Source organism: Lentzea sp. NBC_00516 (genome assembly GCF_036346835.1).
Taxonomy (GTDB): domain Bacteria; phylum Actinomycetota; class Actinomycetes; order Mycobacteriales; family Pseudonocardiaceae; genus Lentzea; species Lentzea sokolovensis.
On the sequence record NZ_CP107840.1, the window covers coordinates 2,406,278 to 2,424,106 of the forward strand.

At 69.9% G+C, this 17,829-nt stretch carries 13 protein-coding genes; 8 read left to right on the forward strand and 5 right to left on the reverse strand.

Features of this window, described 5'->3' with window-relative positions:
• Positions 1 to 117: 117 nt before the first annotated feature.
• Both OG205_RS10970 and OG205_RS10975 read left to right on the forward strand, forming a co-directional pair.
• Positions 118 to 2,214, forward strand: a complete 2,097-nt coding sequence (locus tag OG205_RS10970; RefSeq protein WP_330276091.1) for an ATP-binding protein — start codon at positions 118 to 120, stop codon at positions 2,212 to 2,214.
• Positions 2,199 to 2,483 carry a hypothetical protein gene (locus OG205_RS10975; RefSeq protein ID WP_330276092.1) on the forward strand — a complete coding sequence of 95 codons (285 nt, stop codon included), beginning with the start codon at positions 2,199 to 2,201 and terminating at the stop codon, positions 2,481 to 2,483. The genes OG205_RS10970 and OG205_RS10975 overlap by 16 nt, the downstream gene beginning before the upstream one ends.
• A gap of 169 nt (positions 2,484 to 2,652) precedes the next feature.
• On the opposite strand, the gene OG205_RS10980 is transcribed toward OG205_RS10975, so the two are convergent.
• Positions 2,653 to 3,726: a hypothetical protein gene (locus tag OG205_RS10980; RefSeq protein WP_330276093.1), complete on the reverse strand. Its 1,074-nt coding sequence runs from the start codon at positions 3,724 to 3,726 to the stop codon at positions 2,653 to 2,655.
• Positions 3,726 to 4,226, reverse strand: coding sequence for a SigE family RNA polymerase sigma factor (locus OG205_RS10985; protein ID WP_330276094.1), 501 nt, complete (start codon positions 4,224 to 4,226; stop codon positions 3,726 to 3,728). The genes OG205_RS10980 and OG205_RS10985 overlap by 1 nt, the downstream gene beginning before the upstream one ends.
• A gap of 120 nt (positions 4,227 to 4,346) precedes the next feature.
• Here OG205_RS10985 and OG205_RS10990 point away from each other — a divergent pair, with 120 nt between their 5' ends.
• Both OG205_RS10990 and OG205_RS10995 read left to right on the forward strand, forming a co-directional pair.
• A complete protein-coding gene (locus OG205_RS10990) occupies positions 4,347 to 7,904 on the forward strand; it encodes a S8 family serine peptidase (protein ID WP_330276095.1) in 3,558 nt (1,185 codons plus the stop codon).
• 150 nt (positions 7,905 to 8,054) lie between these two features.
• Positions 8,055 to 10,619 (forward strand): ABC transporter substrate-binding protein, encoded by a 2,565-nt coding sequence (locus OG205_RS10995; RefSeq protein WP_330276096.1) that lies wholly within the window; start codon positions 8,055 to 8,057, stop codon positions 10,617 to 10,619.
• Between the two features lie 18 nt (positions 10,620 to 10,637).
• Here the strand turns inward: OG205_RS10995 and OG205_RS11000 are convergent, their stop codons facing one another.
• Genes OG205_RS11000 through OG205_RS11010 form a run of 3 tightly spaced genes read right to left on the reverse strand, consistent with a single transcriptional unit; the run spans position 10,638 to position 13,814 of the window.
• Positions 10,638 to 11,288 carry a response regulator transcription factor gene (locus OG205_RS11000; protein ID WP_330276097.1) on the reverse strand — a complete coding sequence of 217 codons (651 nt, stop codon included), beginning with the start codon at positions 11,286 to 11,288 and terminating at the stop codon, positions 10,638 to 10,640.
• Complete coding sequence (locus tag OG205_RS11005; protein ID WP_330276098.1) at positions 11,285 to 12,445, reverse strand: sensor histidine kinase; 1,161 nt, start codon at positions 12,443 to 12,445, stop codon at positions 11,285 to 11,287. Before OG205_RS11005 ends, OG205_RS11000 begins: the two co-directional genes overlap by 4 nt.
• A 22-nt stretch (positions 12,446 to 12,467) precedes the next feature.
• Positions 12,468 to 13,814: an alpha/beta fold hydrolase gene (locus OG205_RS11010; protein WP_330276099.1), complete on the reverse strand. Its 1,347-nt coding sequence runs from the start codon at positions 13,812 to 13,814 to the stop codon at positions 12,468 to 12,470.
• Between the two features lie 695 nt (positions 13,815 to 14,509).
• Here OG205_RS11010 and OG205_RS11015 point away from each other — a divergent pair.
• The 4 genes from OG205_RS11015 (at position 14,510) to OG205_RS11030 (ending at position 17,824) form a co-directional block, all read left to right on the forward strand.
• On the forward strand, positions 14,510 to 15,607 hold the full coding sequence (locus tag OG205_RS11015) for a pectate lyase family protein (RefSeq protein WP_330276100.1): 1,098 nt from the start codon (positions 14,510 to 14,512) through the stop codon (positions 15,605 to 15,607).
• 66 nt (positions 15,608 to 15,673) lie between these two features.
• Positions 15,674 to 16,633, forward strand: coding sequence for a pectate lyase family protein (locus OG205_RS11020; protein ID WP_330276101.1), 960 nt, complete (start codon positions 15,674 to 15,676; stop codon positions 16,631 to 16,633).
• A 19-nt stretch (positions 16,634 to 16,652) separates the two neighbouring features.
• On the forward strand, positions 16,653 to 17,645 hold the full coding sequence (locus OG205_RS11025; RefSeq protein ID WP_330276102.1) for a pectate lyase family protein: 993 nt from the start codon (positions 16,653 to 16,655) through the stop codon (positions 17,643 to 17,645).
• Entirely contained in the window at positions 17,642 to 17,824 is a 183-nt protein-coding gene (locus tag OG205_RS11030) for a hypothetical protein (protein WP_330276103.1), read from the forward strand. The genes OG205_RS11025 and OG205_RS11030 overlap by 4 nt, the downstream gene beginning before the upstream one ends.
• The last annotated feature ends 5 nt before the right edge of the window (positions 17,825 to 17,829 follow it).

A 17,829-nucleotide genomic window follows, 5' to 3' on the forward strand; every position in this document is an offset into this window, starting at 1 on the left:
CCCAACGAAATCGTGGACATGTCCCCCGACGTCCGGCACCGACGATGACTGCCCGGTCCGGGCGGAAGCCAGTGAAACCGCCGGAGTTTCCGGTGAACTTCCGCTACGGTCGGCCCGGTGTCCGCGTTCGCCGAGCTGCTGCGCCGTCACCGGGCCGCCGCCGGGCTGAGCCAGGTGGAACTCGCGCGGCTCAGCGGGATCAGTGACCGCGCGTTGCGAGACCTGGAGCAGGGCAAGAGGGTTCCGCGAGCGCAGTCGGCGCGGCTGATGGCCACGGCGCTGAAGCTGACCGGCGACGACCTGACCGCGTTCCTGGCCACGGCACGTCCCTCGACGCTGTCGGCCCCTTCGGCACCTGCCGGCACGGACGGTCTGGTCGGGCGGAACGACGAGCTGCGGTCGTTGCTGGACCTGGTGCTGCGGAGACGGCACCGGCTCGTCTCGATCACCGGCCCGGCGGGCGCCGGCAAGTCGCGCCTCGCCGCCGAACTCGCCGCGTTGCTCGGCGGGCGCACCGATCTTCTGGTGTGCACGCTCGACCTGTCCGCCGTCAGCGACGTGGCGCTGGTCGGTGATCTCGTGGCAGACGCGCTGGGCTGTGGTCCGTCCAGGCTGGCGCCGCCGGACCGGGTGGCCGCGCATCTGCGCGACCGGCGGGTGGTGCTGGTGGTCGACCGGTTCGAGCAACTGGTGGACGCCGCGGCGGAACTCGCCGCGCTGCCGCGCCGCTGCCCCGGCCTGACCGTCGTGGTCACGAGCCAGCGGCCGCTGCGGGTGCGCGACGAACACGTGCTCGCGTTGAGCGGCTTACCGCGTGAAGCGGCGGCAGCGCTGTTCGTGCGACGAGCCGGGCTGGAGTTCGCTGACGACGCGGTGCACGCCATCTGCCAGAAGGTCGAGCACATGCCGCTGGCGATCGAACTGGCGGCGGGGTGGGTGCGGCTGATGAGCCCGGCGGACCTGGCCACGCGCCTCACGCACCGGTTGCGGTACCTCACCGACGGGCCGCGCGACCTGCCTGCCCGGCACCGTTCGCTGCGTGCGGCGATCGAGGCCACGCTGGACATGGTGACCGCCGAAGCGCGCACCACGTTCCGCTTCCTCGGCGGTTTCCACGGCGGCGTCTGTCTGGAAGACCTCGAAACGCTGCTCGGACAACCGTTGCCGGAACTGACCGAGCTGGTCGACATCAACCTGGTCCGGCTCACCCCGGACGGCGACACGTCGCGTTACACGCTGCCGGACACCGTCGCCGAACTGGCCGCCGAACAGCTCGACTCCCCCGACGCCCGCGCCCGGATCGCCTCGCACTACCTCGACCGGTTGCGCGCCGGTTCGACGTTCGGTGCCCTGGACGCCGCCAACATCCGGGCCGCGGTGCGCTGGGCGGCGGCCGAGGACCCCGCGCGGCTCGACGCGGCGGCGGCGATGGCGCTGACCCGGTTCTACGAGGCCACCGGACGACTCGGCGAAGGCGCGGAACTGCTCAGCCAGGTGGGCACGGGCGGGATCCCGCCGTTGCTGATCAGATCGGGCCAGCTGGCGGCGTTGCGCGGCGACCTGGACGCGGCCAGCGAGTCGGCGGAGCGGGCGCTGGCCGTGGCGGCGGACGACGACCACAGCACGCGAACCGCCGGTCTGAGCCTGCTCGGCATGGTCGCGGTGGAGCGGGGCAACCCCGGCGCCGCCCTGGCGCACCTGCGCCAGGCGCTGGCCGTCGCCCGTCTCTCCGGAGACGACGCGACGCTCGGCCGCGTGCTCAACAACCTCTCGTCGGCGCTGGCCGAGATCGGACGCCCGCAGCAGGCGATCCGTCAACTGGAGGCGGCGCTCGCGGCGAAACGCCGAGCGGGCGCCGGACCGTTCGAACTGGGTCGCACGCTGTTCAACCTCGCGCTGCTGACTCTGGACCTCGGCGCCCTGGACACCACCGTGAGCAGGCGGCCGAGGCCGTCCGCCTGCTCACCGAGGGCGGCCACACCCTGCTGGCCGCTCTGGCCGAGACCACCGCCGCACTGGCGCTGCTCGACCACGACCCGACGGCGGCCGCCGCCTGCGTGCACCGCGCCGACCGCCTGCTCGCGGACACCGTCGGGGAGAACGGGAGTGACCGCGTCGAGGCCACCGTCCACCTGCGGGCGAGCGTGGTGCGGCAGGCGCTCCGCGACGCGACGGCGTGGCGGGAACTGGCGGAGGCCATGCGGATCTCGCTGAGCCACACGACCCGTGACCGCGACTCGGTCGCGGAGGCCCTGACCCTGCACGCCCGGTACCTCTGCGCCCGCGATCCCGAGTCTGCCGCCGCACTGCTGGGATCGGCGGATCGCCTGCGGCGCAAGAAGATCACACCGTTCGTGGCTGCCGCACGGGATCATGCGCTGGCCGTGCTCGGGGACCGCTGGACCGAGCGCCTCGGCCGCGCCCTGGACGACGCCGCGCTCGTGGCCTTCGCCGACGACCTTGCCGCGCGTAGCCCTCGATGAACGGCCCGCGGCTTTCGCCACGGTCCGTGTCGTGAACCGGGCGGCGAGCGACATTCGTCCTATGTGGAGTGACCGACGGGCGCCGAGGACGCTTGCTACCCGGCGCCCGCCAGAACCTGTAGCCCCCAGAACGGCAACAGGTTCTGGCTCGACCCTGTTCGAGCCGCGGTCACCGCGGCAGGACGAGCCGGTTGGCGATGTCGTACAGGTCGGCCTCCGGTACCTGGCCGGCGATGGCGACCGGGCCTCCCCCGACCGCGTCGAGGATCCACAACCGGTGGTACCCGTTCTCGTCGACGTAGCGCGTCTCGTGGCCCTGCACGGGTTGTCCCGGTGTGCCGGGCGGGTCGCCGACGACAGCGCTGTTGACGAAGATCGACGGCCGGACGGTGCACGTGCCCAGCGAGTAGCTCGTGATGGTCCCCGGCTTGGTCCCCGGCACGGACGGCGACCGGTCCAAGCCCTGTGCTACTTCGAAGGCGCAGACCCGCATCCCGTCGGGCAGGTCGCGCAGGCCGTACGCCGGGGTGACGGTCGTCGTGCCCGGGAAGTGGATGTTCTCCGCGATCCGGCGACCGGCGTCGACGAGTTGCTGCGCGGGCGCGGTGCTGCCGTGCTCGGCGGCCACGTGCACGTACATCGAACCGCCGTCGGGGTGCGCCACGTACAGCTCGTAACCACCCGGCCCGGTGGACACCGAACTCTCGACCCCGCGCTGCCCGTTGATCGTCACGGCCTTGCCAGGGCCCGACTTGAACATCGCCTCGTCCACCGACACCATCCGGAACTGCTGGACGCCGACCTGCAGGACCTGGCCGTCGGCCGTGACGGTCATCATGTACTCACCGCCGTACAGGGGCGCGTCCGGGTTGGCCGCTGTGGACCCGATGTTGATTCGTTGCGCCCGGTAGGCGACCGAGCCAGGCGGGAGCCAGCCGAGGGAGTAGGGCATCTGCAGACCCGGCGTGGGCTGTCCGGTAGCCGCAGGGGTCTGGCTGTCCTGAGGCCCGTTGGCGGTGGCGACGGTCTGGGATTGCTGCGCGGGATCCGGCCGGTTCAGCACCACGGCGGTGGCCGCGCCGAGGGTCAGCACGGTCGCCCCGGCGGCGACCGCGAGCGGCAGGCTCAGCCCGGAGCGCCTGCTGTCGATGCGTTGGCGCGCAGCGGCGAGCACCGCGTCGCTGTCGGGCGCGTCGTCTTCGCGCGCCGTGAAGGTGTCCTTGATCAGGTTCTCGATGTTCATCACGTCTCCCTGGCTTCCGCCATCTGCTCGATGGCCAAGCCGTTTCGCAGTGCCGCCAATGCCTTGTGGGCGTGTGCCCGGACGGTGGCCTGGGCACAGCCGAGCAGCCCGGCGATCTCGGAATCGGGCAGCTGCTCGTAGTACCGCAGCACCACCACGGCCCGCTGGCGCTTGGGCAGCCGCGCCAGGCGCTGCCACATGTCCTCGCGCGCGGCGTGGTCCGACGCGAAATCGTCCGCCCGTGCCTCGTCGGGGAGGTCCCCCGACGCGATCACACGTGCGGACCAGCTATGTCGCCAGGACAGGTAGCCGTTGGTCACCATCCGCAGCACGTACCGGTCGGGGTGATCCGTGCCGCTGATCCGGGACCAGTGCCGGTACGTCTTGACCAGCACGTCCTGCACCAGGTCAGCCGCCTGCTCCCGCTGGCCGGTGAGCATGGTCGCGTACCGCAGCAACCGCGGTAGTTGCGCTCGGGCGAAGTCGTCGTAGTCAGCCATCACTCTTGAAGACTCACGTCGACGGCGATCCGTTTACCGGCTTCCCGAATAAACAGGTTGATCCGCTCGACGAGTCATAGAGGCAAGGGGAACACCAGCCGACGTCACAAGGGGCGATCTGTGCACAAACGCGTTCTCATCCATGCGGCGGTCTTCGCCGTGGTGGCCAGCGGTGTGGCCGTCTTACCGGCAGCCGCGCGACAACCCGCACCCGCGCCGGCCGAGGCGCCCAGGACGGTCACGCTGATCACCGGCGACAAGGTGACCGTGACCAGGAAGGACGGCTCCTGGGACGCGAAGATCCAGCCGGCCGCCCGGCTCGGGCCGGTGCGGTTCATCAAGTCGGTCAGCGCCCAGGGCGTCACGGTGATCCCCTCGGTCGCCGAGCCGCTGATCCGGGCGGGCAGACTGGATCGCGAGCTGTTCGACGTGACCGGCCTGATCGACCTGGGCTACGACGACGACCACACGTCTGAGATCCCGCTGCTGGTCGAGTCCACAGGCGCCAGGACGCTCGGCAAGATCACCCGTGAACTGCCGTCGGTCGGGCTCTCCGCGGTGGCCACGCCGAAGAACAAGGCCGCGGAACTGTTCGACAAGGCCGACGTGGGCAAGATCTGGCTCAACGGCAAGGTTCAGCCGTCACTGGACGTGAGCGTGCCGCAGGTCGGCGCGCCGGCCGCCTGGCAGGCCGGGCACACCGGCGCGGGCGCGACCGTCGCGGTCCTCGACACCGGCTACGACCCGAAACACCCCGATCTGGCAGGGATCGTGAAGGGCGAGAAGGACTTCACCGGCGAAGGCATCGCCGACAACGTGGGGCACGGCACGCACGTGGCCTCGACCGTTGCCGGTCGTGGCGCCCAGTACACCGGCGTCGCCAAGGGCGCGGACCTGCTGATCGGCAAGGTCTGCCAGACGGGCGGCTGCCCGTTCGACGCGATCCTCGCGGGCATGCAGTGGGCCGCGGACAGCGGTGCCAAGGTCGTGAACATGAGTCTGGGTGGCGGGCCGGGCGACGGCGTCAGCGACCCGCTGGAGATCGCGGTCAACCGGCTCTCGGCGGAGAAGGGCACGTTGTTCGTGATCGCGGCCGGCAACTACGGCCAGCGCACGCCTGTCGCGAGCCCGGCGTCCGCGGACGCCGCGCTGGCCGTGGCCAGTGTGAGCAAGCAGGACAAGTACAGCACGTTCTCGCAGCCCGGACCGCGGTTCAAGGACTACGCCGTCAAACCGGACATCGCCGCGCCCGGTGAGGACATCGTGGCCGCACGGGCCGAGGGCACGCTCGCCGACCGCGCTGTCGACGAGCACCACGCGCGGCTGAGCGGCACCTCCATGGCGACGCCGCACGTGGCCGGTGCCGCGGCGATCCTGGCCGCGCAGCACCCGGACTGGACCGGCCAGCGGATCAAGGCCGCGCTGATGAGCAGCGCGACCCCGATCGACGCCACGATCTACCAGCAGGGCGCCGGCCGACTCGATGTGGGCCGGGCGTCCCAGCAGACGATCATCCCCAGCACGGGGAGCCTGAGCCTCGGTTTCGTGCGGTGGCCGCACGACCAGCCCGCGCTGACCAAGCAGATCACGTACAGCAACACCGGCAGCGCACCGGTTTCGCTGCGGCTGAGCACGGACGTCCCGGCGTTCCGCACGAACGTCGACCAGGTCGTGGTGCCCGCCAACGGCGAGGCCACGGTAACGGTCACCTTCGACCACTCCGCCTCGCAGATCGGTGTCCACGGCGGCAGGCTCGTTGCCAGGAGCGGCGCCGGCGACACGGTGATCCAGACACCGGTCGGCGCGTACAAGGAACCGGAAAGCTACGACCTGACGACGAAGCTGATCGACCAGAACGGCGCCGCGCCGGCCGGCGGCCTGCTGGCGAACGCGATGTGGGTTGCGCTGGGCACGGGCCAGGACGATTTCGACCTGATGGGGAACAACAGCACCGTGCGACTGCCCGCGGGCAGGTACGCCGTGCTGGGCACGGTCCAGACCGCGGTGCCCGGTCAGCCCCTGCCGACGAGCACCAGGGTGGCCGACCCGGAGGTCGACCTGCACAAGGACACCGTCGTCACGCTGGACGCCAGGAACAGCAAGAAGGTCACCGTGCAGACCGACGAGAAGGACGCCCGCCCGTTCTCCTGGACGAACGGGATGGTCGTCGACACCGGAGCACGTGGAGTGGGCTACTACAGCTTTTCGAACTACAACGACTACACCGCGCCCACCACCAAGCACACCAAGGAATTCCGGTACTTCGACCGGATGAAGCTCGAACGGCCACAGGTCCGGCTGACGGTCGGCAAGCCCGAGTCGTTCGAGGTCCCCGTGGAGTGGGTACCGGGCTCGCCGCAGACGACCGACACCCGCGCACTGTCCGCTGTGGACGTTGGGCATGCCACACCCGGCGAGATCGCCGCGGCCGATCTCAAGGGCAAACTCGCGGTGTTCACCCTGGGCGACGGCGAAGGCCTCGAGTTCAGCCCGCGGGCGCGTGCGATCGCCGAGGCGGGCGCGAACTCCGCACTGTTCCACTACTCCGGCAGCCCCGTGCGGTTGATGGAGGCGCCGCCACTCCCGTTGACAGCCACGTTCGGCCCCGAGGGCGCCCGGCTGGCGAAGCTGCCGAACGCGTCCGTGACGTTGACCGGCTTGCCCGTGAGCCCGTACCGGTACGAGCTGGTGTTCCCCAGCTACGGGGACATTCCGGCGAACGTGACCTACCGGCCGCGCAACAGCGATCTGGCCACGGTGAAGACGACCTACCGGGCGCCGGTGGACGGTGTGGGCTACGCGACGATGTTCGCCACCGACGGGAAGTACGACCTGGAGGGCGCGCTGGAGTCGACGCCGACTCCGCTTCCCCGGGAGCGGACCGAGTACTACTCCCCCGCCACCTGGGCGAACTCCGTGAACGTGTCGGCGGGCGGTGCCGCGCAGCACTACGAGGCCGCCAAGCGGACCTTCAAGCCCGGCGACAAGGCCACTGTGGACTGGGGCAAGGCCGTGATCGGGCCGGGTGTCACCGGATCGGCGGGCTTCTTCTCACCCGAGCCGCACCTGGCGTACCGCGCGGGCGAGAAGATCAACGCCCGGCTGCCGCTGTTCTCCGATTCGGCCGGCCACTCCGGGTTCCCCGATTCCGGTGACACCGGTGACACCGTGCTCTACATGGACGGCAAGGAGATCGGCCGCAGCGGCCGACCCGGCAGCGGGCAGTTCACGGTGCCCGAGGGCGCGGCGAACTACCGGCTCACCGCCGAGGCGAGCCGAAGCAACCCGGGATGGCCACTGTCCACAAAGGTCAGCGCGGAATGGGGCTTCCGGTCAGGGCACACCACCGCCGCCACGCCATTGCCGTTGCTGTCGATCGGTTTCGACCCCGAACTCGACCTGACGAACCACGCGCCCCGCAACGCGCTGTTCGCGGTACCGCTCCGCGTCGACCGGCAGCCGGGCGCACAGGGCGGCAAGGCCGAGCCGAAGCAGGTCGAGGTGTCCCACAACGACGGGCAGACCTGGCGGCGGGTGCCGGTGCTGCACGTGAACGGCACCTGGTTGGCGGTCGTCCAGAACCCGGCGTCCGGGTTCGTGTCGCTGCGCGCGAACGCCGCGGACCAGGACGGCAACACGGTGACCCAGACGGTCATCAGGGCCTACCAGGTGAACTGACCCGCGGTTGCCGACTGCGCGGCGGTCGCGACAGCGTCCGCCGCGCAGCCTGTGACCTGCCGTTCCCCTGTTCGGGGGGCAAGGGGTTCATCTATCGGGAAATTCGGGCCCAAATACCGTCGGCTCAGCTGAGATCCGGAGGTCTTGTCCGTGCCCGAAACGCCCGAAACCGCGGTCGCCCTCACACGACAGGCGATCGAGTCGCGTCACTCCGACCGGGACCGCGCCCGTGCGTTGCTGGGTGCCGCTCTGGCGAAGAACGATCAGTACGAGCCCGCCTGGCGTTGGCTCGCCGAAGTGGTCGACGACGACGGTGAGCGGCTGTTCTGCCTGAACCAGGCGTATGCGCTGAAAGCAGACCCGGCGACCGGCCGTGCGCGCAAGGCACTGCGCGCGGCGGCTCCGACACCACCTGCCGAGGTCTCCGACCTGGTCGATCCGCCGCCGCCAGCGGCAGAGATCACCGGCGGGACCAGCGGAAGGCGCCGGTGGTCGTGGATCGCCGCGGGTACCGCCGCGGTGGTCCTGCTCACGTCGTTGGGCGCGTGGACGGCATCGGGAGACGGCCAGGGCGAGCCCGTCCACATCGCACTGGTGGCCGGGATGACCGGGGACAACGCGATGGCGTCCACGCACATGGAACGTGCCGTGCGCATGCACCTCGACACCGTCAACGCCGCAGGCGGTGTGCACGGGCATCCGGTGGAGCTGCTCGTCTACGACGACGCGGACAGGGTGGACAAAGCCGTCGCCATCGCGGAGCAGATCGTTCGCGAGAACAAGGTGCTGTACGTCGTGGGGCACAGCAGCAGCGACACCTCACTCGCGGCGGCTCCGATCTACCAGCGGGCCAAGATCCCGGCCATCACCCCCTCCGCCAGCTCGTCCCGGATCACCGACGGCAGCGACTGGTACTTCCGCAGCATGTTCGGCAACCGCACGCAGAGCGATTTCCTGTCCGCGTACGTCTCGCGTGTGCTCGGCTCGAAGACCGCGGCCGTGATCTACGACGACGACGAGGACGGCCGATCAGGTCACGACACCTTTGTGGAGTCCTTCAGCGAGTTCGGCAGGGTGACCGCCGATGTGGCGATCTCCGCTGCGGCGGACCGCAGGGAGGAATCGGTCGAGGCCGCCGTCGCGAAGGTGAAGGCACACGCCGGCGGCGCACCCGTTGTGCTTGCCCTGAAGGAGAAGAACGGCGTCGACCTGATCGACGGACTGCGGTCCGCCGGCGTCACGGCGCCCGTTCTCGGCACCTCGGCGCTGAGCTCGCAGGCGTTCCACGCGGCCCTGCTGGAGCGGGAGGCGGCGAAGGCCAGGCCGGGGTCGCTCACCGGCAACCTGTTCATGGGCACGCCACTGGCCCAGGACTCGCTGTCCGGTCCCGCGCAGGTCTGGGCGGACGACTACGCCCAGCGGTACCACGAACGTCCGTTGTGGCAGGCCGCGACGGCCCGCCAGGCCGTGAACGTGGGGCTGCACGCGATGGAGGCCGCCGGGCTCGGCTTCGACGAGGCGAACCGGGCGGAGGACCGCCGCCGGGTGCGTGACTCGTGGGCGTCGTTGAAGGACCGCAAGAACTCCTTCGCCGCCTTGCTGGGACCGTTGTACTTCAACGCGAGCGGGTCGGCGCAGATGCCGGTGTCGGTGGTGACCAGTGACGGCTCGAGGTTCGTCTCGGCGCCGACGCAGTTCACGATCTACGACCCGCTCAGCGACGACGCGGTGAAGGCCGATCTGGCGCAGGGGCGGGTCATCACGGTCAAGAACCGGTACCTCAGCCTCAGGCAGGTGGTGGCGACCGGGATCAACATCAACGAGGTCCGCGACCTCGACACCACCGACGGCACGTACTTCGTCGACTTCTTCGTGTGGCTGAAGTACGCCGGCGACCACGCGGCGGCCGACGTGCAGTTCGTCAACGCGGTCAAGCCGGACCTCAAGCTCGGAGAGCCACTGCGCAACGTGACCGAGAACGGGCAGACCTACCGGCTCTACCGGGTGGCCGAACGCTTCAAGACAGGCCTGCAGTTCCACGACTTCCCGTTCGACCACCAACAGCTCACCGTCCTGCTGCAGAACAGGACGCGCACCGCGGACCAGGTGTCCTACGTGACCGACAAGGAGATCCTCGACCAGGACCCGCGCGACTACCTGCGCAGTGGTGCCGACGCCGACGCCGACATCAACCAGGTCCCGAACTGGCTCGCCTCGTCGGTGCGCTTCTACCGGCAGACCGTCGGCAGCAGCGACGCGCTGGGCGACGGCCAGACCGCGGGCGCCGCCAACGGCATCTACTACAGCCAGTACGCGGCCGAGATCGCCCTCGACCGGGACACCCTGCCGTTCCTGATCAAGAACCTGCTTCCGCTGGTACTGCTGATCTGCGTCACGTACCTGTCCCTGTTCTTCAAGCCGTCCGACGGCGGCCCACCGGTGTCGATGGGCGTCACCGCGATCCTGAGCACCGCCGTCCTGCTCAACAACGTGACCGCCCAGCTACCGAAGATCAGCTACATCGTGGCTCTGGAATGGGGCTACTACGCGTTCATCCTGCTGGCCGCGACCTGCGTGCTGATCGCCATGCTGCGCAAACGTCTCGTCACGACGAACCGCGACAGCGCGGAGCACACCCTCGCCAGGGCGGCGCGCATCGCCTACCCGGTCTACCTCCTCGTCGTCGTGACCATGTTCGTGGTCATCTTCGACTGAGCGACCACCGATGCCTCGTCAGGAGGTGCTCAGGATGGCGTGCTCGTAGGCGTAGATCACCAGGTGCACGCGAGTGCGCAGGCCGAGTTTGGCGAGCACACGCGCCACGTGGGTCTTGACCGTGCCCTCACCGACGGTCAGGGCACGGGCGATCTCGGCGTTGCTGAGCCCGCGCGCCACGTGCCTCAGCACCTCCAGCTCGCGTGGGGTGAGCAGGTTCAGTCCGGCCGGTGCCGGCCGGGGCGCGATCTGCGCGAACCGGCGGATGGCGCGGCGGGTGACCTGCGGGTCGATCAGCCCCTGCCCCCTCGACGCCGCGCGGACCGCCTCGACGAGCAGCGCCGGTTCGCTGTCCTTGAGCACGAAGCCCGCCGCGCCCGCCTGGAGCGCGCCGAACAGGTACTCGTCGACGTCGAACGTGGTCAGCGCGACCACGGCGGGCGCGGGGCTGACCGATTCGGTGATCCGGCGGATGGCCGCCAGCCCGTCCATCCGAGGCATCCGCAGGTCGAGCACCACCACGTCCAGGCCCAACCGCCGGGCTTTCTCGACGGCTTCGACGCCGTCCACGGCCTCGTCGACCACCTCGATGTCCGGTTCGGTGTCGAGGACCAGGCGCAGTGCCCACCGCGCGGGCTCTTGGTCGTCGGCGACCAGTGTGCGGATCATCGCCGCTCCCCCAGCGGGAGCCGGGCTTCGACGAACCAGCCGCTGGGCCGGTTCGGCTCGATCCGCAGGGTTCCGCCGAGCAGCCGGGTCCGTTCCCGGATGCCGCGCAGCCCGGTGCCGTCGGCTGTCGGGCCGGGCGTGCTGGAACCGTTGTCCGCCACGGTGATCACGACGGCCTCCTGCGTGTGGTGGAGGTGCAGGTCCACCCTGGTCGCATCGGAGTGGCGCAGCGCGTTGGTGAGTGCCTCCTGGGCCAACCGGTAACCGGCGTGATCGACCAGTGGCGGCAGGCCGTCCGGCGCCGGGCCGTCCCTGGTGAGGGTCACGGTGCGGTTCGGGCCGGTCGCGTGGTTCACGAGGGCGTCCAGGTCGGTCAGCGTGGTGCCGTGCGTGGGCAGTGCGGCCAGAACGTCACGGACCTCGGTGAGTGCGGTGGCCGAGACCTCGGCGATCGTGACCAGCGCCCGGTCGGCGACCGGCGGCAGGGAGCGGGCGACGTGCCGGACGGCGTTGGCCTGCATCCGGATCACGGTGAGATGGTGGCCGACCGCGTCGTGCACCTCGCGGGCGATGCGGGCGTGCTCCTCGGCGATCACGCTGCGGGTCTCTTCCCGGTAGAGGCGTTCAGCGTGGTCAGCGCGGTCGCGGTGCATGCGCAGGGCGTAGCCGACGGCGACCGGCGCGATGCCGAGGAGGAGCAGGTCCGTCCAGGTCGCGGCCGTCGGTGAGTGAACTCCGGCCACGGACAGGACGAGGAACCATCCGGCGGCCACGACGAACACCGCCGGCCGCGGACGGTAGTACGCGGCGGAACCGAACGCGGCCATGGCGACCAGGCGCCCGGACCAGTCCGGCACGGCGATGACGATCACGATCGCGGCCGATGCGAACGCCGTGCTCAGAGGAAAACGACGTCGCAGCAACAAAGGAACCGCCACCGCGACCGACGCGGCGACCATGACGACCGGACTCGCGGAACGGTGTTCGACCAGTCCGAGCACCGACACGACCACCACGGCCGCACCGGCGAACAACGCGTCGCCTCCGATGGTGCCGCGAAGCCGCTCCGGGAACGCCCGCGTGTGCCGTGGAAACGACCACCACGAGCGCGGTCCCACCGGGCTGCCGGTGGAACCGGACACCCGGCGGTCATCCATTCCCCAGTTGTACACGGCCAGATCAGACCGGCGTGCCGCACCGTGCGTCCGGCGCGGGCAGCTCCCCGGCCAGGAAGTAGCGGTGCACGTGGCCGCGGACGCAGGCGTTGTCGTTGAGGTAGAGCCCGTGGTTGCCCTCCGCCGGCAGGTACGCGCCTCCCAGCTGAGCGGCGACCCGGCGGCCGTGCTCGGCGGGGGTCAACGGATCGTGCTCGCCGTTCGCCACCAGCACGTTCGGCATCGCGGACAACGCGGCCGGCGGGTTGAGCCCTACCTCAGGCACACCCGAGCAGTGCCCGGAGACCCGCCACGGGGCCGCCGCCCACCCCAGTCGGGGCGCGGCCGCCCGCAACCGGTCCTCCACCCGCTTCACGGTCGAGAAGTCGCCGGGGAAGGGGAAGTCCGCGCAGAACGCCGTCCGCGCGAGACCGACATCGGACGGACCGGGCCGCGGTGTGATCGCCGTCGTGTCGCCCGCCTCCAGCTGTGCGAGTCCGGTGGCCAACGCGGGCCAGCCCTTGTCGTTGCCGATCCGCGCCGCAGCCCACCTGAGGACCGCGGACATCTCCACGCCGGGCATCGACAGCACGCGGTCCCACACGGCGATCACGTCCTTGCCGTGCAGTGCGCAACCGGCGTCGGCCGCGCACCACCGCGCCATCCGGTGGAGGTTGTTCTCCGCCGCGACGGCACCGGCCCGAGCCCACTCAGCCGGGTCGCGCCGGGTGTGGTCCAGCACGCTGTCCAGGTACATCCGCCCGACCCGGTGACCGAACAGCTCCGCGTAGGACTGCCCGTACACCGTGCCGTACGAGTTGCCGAAGTAGTTGAGCCGGCGCTCACCCAGCGCACGCCGGACGGCGTCCATGTCGTGCGCGACCTGGCGAGCGTTGAGACGCCCCCGGTACGCGCCCATCGCCTCCGCGCAGTCCACCGCGAACCGGCCGTTGGCGGCGGCGTACTCGCGATGGGCGGGCTCGGACACCGGTGAGGACAACGGAGCAGGATTGGGACTCGGACAGGCGACGCCCATGCCACGCGGGTCGAACACCACGACGTCGAACCGCGCCGCGAGGTCGGCGAACTGGTCGCGGTAGCCGGGAAACGCGAAGTTGGGGATGCTCGACCCCGGGCCACCGGGGTTGAGCAGAAGAACACCGGCCTTCTGCTCCCGAGCCGGGATCTTCAGCAGCGGCACGGCGATCCGGGTGCCGCCGACCGGACGGGTCCAGTCGGCGGGAACGAGGACTTCGCTGCACCGCAGCCCGTCGTAACACTCCCGCCACGTCAGGCCCTCGGCAGCGGTGGCGGGCCCCGCGCCTCCTGCGAGCACACCGACCGCGGCCAGGAGCGTCATCAGCGCTTTCATGCCCTGATTCGATCACCCGGATCACGCCGGCGCGTCTGCCTTTCGACAGACATTCCGCCGAGACAAGGCCCTCGACGGAGAGCCGTGGACGTGGCGCCAGGCCGCGGTTCCTGTCGGAGGATCATCCTCCGGAGGAGACCAACGAGCTCGAAGCCAGCCACTGCAAGGCCGCGCTGGTCGCAAGAGTCCCGCACAGGGGCAGGGCGTGCTGCAACTCTCGGCTGAGCCAGTTCGTTCGCGTTCGGGGCGGACGACAAGTCAAGTCCGCGAATGCCATGCCTGCGGCCATCACCCTCGCGAACCCTTTCGACAAGACCCTCGTCAAGATTCGACTACTCGAGTCGAATAGCGCGACCTATTCGACTCGAAACGCGAGCGCTCGGGAATCCCGACTACGAAGGCAGTCTCGGCTGCTCCTATTCATATCCGTGAATCAGTCGGATGGTCGCCAGGAAGTCACGTCGTGCTCGCACAATCAACGCGCCCAGTGTTCATAACCGTGAATTTTATTGCCAGTAATGCACTGTTGCGCAATACTCGCTGGGCGCGTTCAGACAATCCTGCTCGCAAGGAGGCGACGCAAGGGTCTGCGTACGGACAAGCGCGCAACAAAGCGAATCACCGGTGTTTCCGCCTGTATTGCCGCCGGCGAGTGCGACCTCACCTGTCCAACCTTCAATGACGCAGGAGACGAAATGAAGCGATCAGTCGCATGGCGGATCCCCGCGGCCGTGGCCGCGTTGGCCGTAGCGACCTCGACCAGCGCGGCACTGGCGATGTCACCGGCGGCGGCCGGCGTCGCGACCGGCTACGCGTCCCAGAACGGCGGCACCACCGGAGGCCAGGGTGGGGCGACGGTGCGGGCCACCACGGGAACCCAGATCCACCAGGCTCTGTGCGGCCGGGCGAGCAGCAGCACGCCGATCGTCATCGAGGTCTCGGGCACGATCAACCACGGCAACACCGCCAAGGTCTCGGGCAACAGCTGCGACACCGCCGCCGGCGTGATCGAGCTCAAGCGGATCAGCAACGTCACCATCATCGGCGTCGGCGGCGGAGCCGTCTTCGACCAGTTGGGCATCCACATCCGCGAGTCCCGCAACATCATCATCCGGAACGTGACCGTCCGGAACGTCAAGAAGTCTGGCTCTCCCACGTCCAACGGCGGCGACGCCATCGGGATGGAGAGCAACGTCCGCAACGTCTGGGTCGACCACGTCAACCTTCTGGCGTCGGGTGGTGAGTCGGAAGGCTATGACGGGCTGTTCGACATGAAGAACGACACCCAGTACGTGACCCTGTCCTACAGCACCCTGCGCAACTCCGGTCGCGGCGGGCTGGTCGGGTCCAGTGAGAGCGATCGCTCGAACGGGTTCATCACGTACCACCACAACCTGTACGAGAACATCGACTCCCGGGCGCCTTTGCTGCGCGGCGGCATCGCCCACATGTACAACAACCACTACGTGAGCCTCAACGAGTCCGGCATCAACTCCCGGGCCGGCGCCAAGGCCAAGGTGGACAACAACTACTTCAAGAACTCGCGTGACGTCCTCGGCACCTTCTACACCACCGAGGCCGGCTACTGGCAGGTCAGCGGCAACGTCTTCGACAACGTGACGTGGTCCGCCCCGAGCAGCGATCACAAGCCCGCCGGTCCCGACGTCAGGTCCACCACCACCGTCTCCGTGCCCTACGGCTTCGCCCTCGACCAGGCCGGCTGCGTGCCGAACATCGTGAGCCGCACGGCGGGTGCCGCCACGGGCCTGAGGGAGTCGGACGGCAGCTGCTAGGACGGCTTCGCACCGAGCGCCGTGCCCGCCGGTGCGGGTATCGGCCGAGCCTGAGGAGGACGGCACATGAGCAGCATCAGCCGACGGGCGCTTCTCGCGGGCGCCGCCGCGACCGCGCTGGCCACGACCACCAAGCCCGCGTGGGCGGCCCCGCTCGCCACCGCCGACGGCTTCGCCGGGGTGAACTCGCTCGGCCAGAACGGCACCACCGGCGGCGCGGGCGGCCCGGTCGTCACCGTGCGGGACGCGGACGCGTTCCTGGACTACTGCGACCGCAACGAGCCGTACGTCATCCAGGTCGACGGGGTGATGCGGATCAGCAGCAAGCAGGGCGTGCGGTCGAACAAGACGATCATCGGGCTGGGATCCACCGCCGAGATCACCGGTGGCGGCCTCGACCTGTACCGCAGGCAGAACGTGATCATCCGCAACCTCCGGTTCACCGGCGCGGACGACGACGCGATCAGCATCCAGCAGTCCTCGCACCACGTCTGGATCGACCACTGCGACCTCAGCGGCGGCGCCGACGGGCTGATCGACATCGTCCGCGGCGCCGACTACATCACCGTGTCGTGGAACCACTTCCACGACCACAGCAAGACCGCACTGCTGGGCCACTCCGACTCCAACGCGGGCCAGGACACCGGCAAGCTCCGGGTGACGTTCCACCACAACTTCTTCGACGGCACCGCGCAACGGCACCCGAGGGTCCGCTTCGGCGAGCCGATCCACGTCTACAACAACTACTTCCGCGACAACACCCTCTACGGCGTCGCGTCGACCGAGAACGCGGGCGTCCTGGTCGAGGCCAACTACTTCGAGAACGTCCCCCACCCGATCTACTCCGGCTACGACGAGAGCGGGCCGGGCCGCGTCGTGGAGCGCGGCAACGTCTTCGTCCGCTCCGGTACCCCCGAGACGCTCGGCACCGTGGTGGAGCCGCGCACCTACTACGCCTACACCCCCGACAACGCCGCCGGCCTGCCCGGCACCGTTCCGGCGGGCGTCGGCGTCGGCCGGATCTGACAGGACGCGGAGGACCACCATGAGCCCCATCGACCGGCGACGGCTGCTCGCGGGCGCGGCGATGACCGCCTTCGCCGTCACCTCACCGCGCGCCGCGTGGGCCGGCCCGGCCGCCGACGCCGTGGCCGACGGCTTCGCGGGCGTGACCGCGCTGGGCCAGAACGGGACCACCGGCGGCGCGGGCGGCCAGGCCGTCACCGTGACGACCGCGGCGGCGCTGCGGGACTACGTCGGGCGCAAGGAGCCCTACGTCATCTCGGTGTCCGGCCGCATCGAGGTCGACGAGATGCTGACCGTCGTCGCGAACAAGACGATCTTCGGGATCGGTTCCACCGCCGAGATCACCGGTGGCGGACTGCAACTGGGCTCGACCACCCGACCCGGCAACAACGTGATCATCCGCAACCTGCGCTTCACCGACGCCTCGGACGACTCCATCAGCGTCACCAACTCCGCGCACCACGTGTGGATCGACCACTGCGACCTGTCGCGCGGCTTCGACGGCCTGCTCGACGTCAAACGGCAGTCCGACTACGTCACGGTGTCGTGGAACCACTTCCACGACCACAGCAAGGCCGCGCTGCTGGGCCACTCCGACACCTACACCGCCGACCGCGGCAAGCTGCGCGTCACCTACCACCACAACTTCTTCGACCGCACCGACCAGCGGCACCCGCGCGTGCGGTTCGGGGAGCCCGTTCACGTCTACAACAACTACTACCGCGGCAACTCCCTCTACGGCGTCGCGTCCACAGAGGACGCCGGGGTGCTGGTCGAGGCCAACTACTTCGAGAACGTGGCCCACCCGGTCCTGTCCGGCTACGACAAGAGCGGACCGGGCCGCGTCGTGGAGCGCGGCAACGTCTACGTCCGCTCCGGGACCCCGCAGACCCTCGGCACCGTCGTCGAACCCCGCGCCTACTACGCCTACTCGCTCGACAACGCCGCCGACGTACCAGCGCTAGTCACCGCGGGCGCGGGCGTCGGCCGAGTCCAACGGAGGGCTTCATGAGGAGGACAAGCGCTCTCGCGCTCGCCGCGGTGCTCGTCGGCGGTGCCACGTCGGTGCCCACCGCGTCCGCCGCCGAGGCCGCGCCCATCGGGTTCGCCTCGGTGACGGCGCTCGGCCAGAGCGGGTCCACCGGCGGCGCCGGTGGACCGGAGGTCACGGTCTCCACGGCGGCGGGCTGAACATC

What these genes read in the sequence shown, in the direction of transcription:
- OG205_RS10980 (WP_330276093.1), bottom strand. Translation starts at nt 3,726, where the DNA reads ATGAACATCGAGAACCTGATCAAGGACACCTTCACGGCGCGCGAAGAC.
- OG205_RS11010 (WP_330276099.1), bottom strand. Translation starts at nt 13,814, where the DNA reads ATGAAAGCGCTGATGACGCTCCTGGCCGCGGTCGGTGTGCTCGCAGGA.
- OG205_RS11025 (WP_330276102.1), top strand. Translation starts at nt 16,653, where the DNA reads ATGAGCCCCATCGACCGGCGACGGCTGCTCGCGGGCGCGGCGATGACC.
- OG205_RS10975 (WP_330276092.1), top strand. Translation starts at nt 2,199, where the DNA reads ATGCGGATCTCGCTGAGCCACACGACCCGTGACCGCGACTCGGTCGCG.
- OG205_RS11015 (WP_330276100.1), top strand. Translation starts at nt 14,510, where the DNA reads ATGAAGCGATCAGTCGCATGGCGGATCCCCGCGGCCGTGGCCGCGTTG.
- OG205_RS11005 (WP_330276098.1), bottom strand. Translation starts at nt 12,445, where the DNA reads ATGGATGACCGCCGGGTGTCCGGTTCCACCGGCAGCCCGGTGGGACCG.
- OG205_RS11020 (WP_330276101.1), top strand. Translation starts at nt 15,674, where the DNA reads ATGAGCAGCATCAGCCGACGGGCGCTTCTCGCGGGCGCCGCCGCGACC.
- OG205_RS11030 (WP_330276103.1), top strand. Translation starts at nt 17,642, where the DNA reads ATGAGGAGGACAAGCGCTCTCGCGCTCGCCGCGGTGCTCGTCGGCGGT.
- OG205_RS11000 (WP_330276097.1), bottom strand. Translation starts at nt 11,288, where the DNA reads ATGATCCGCACACTGGTCGCCGACGACCAAGAGCCCGCGCGGTGGGCA.
- OG205_RS10985 (WP_330276094.1), bottom strand. Translation starts at nt 4,226, where the DNA reads ATGGCTGACTACGACGACTTCGCCCGAGCGCAACTACCGCGGTTGCTG.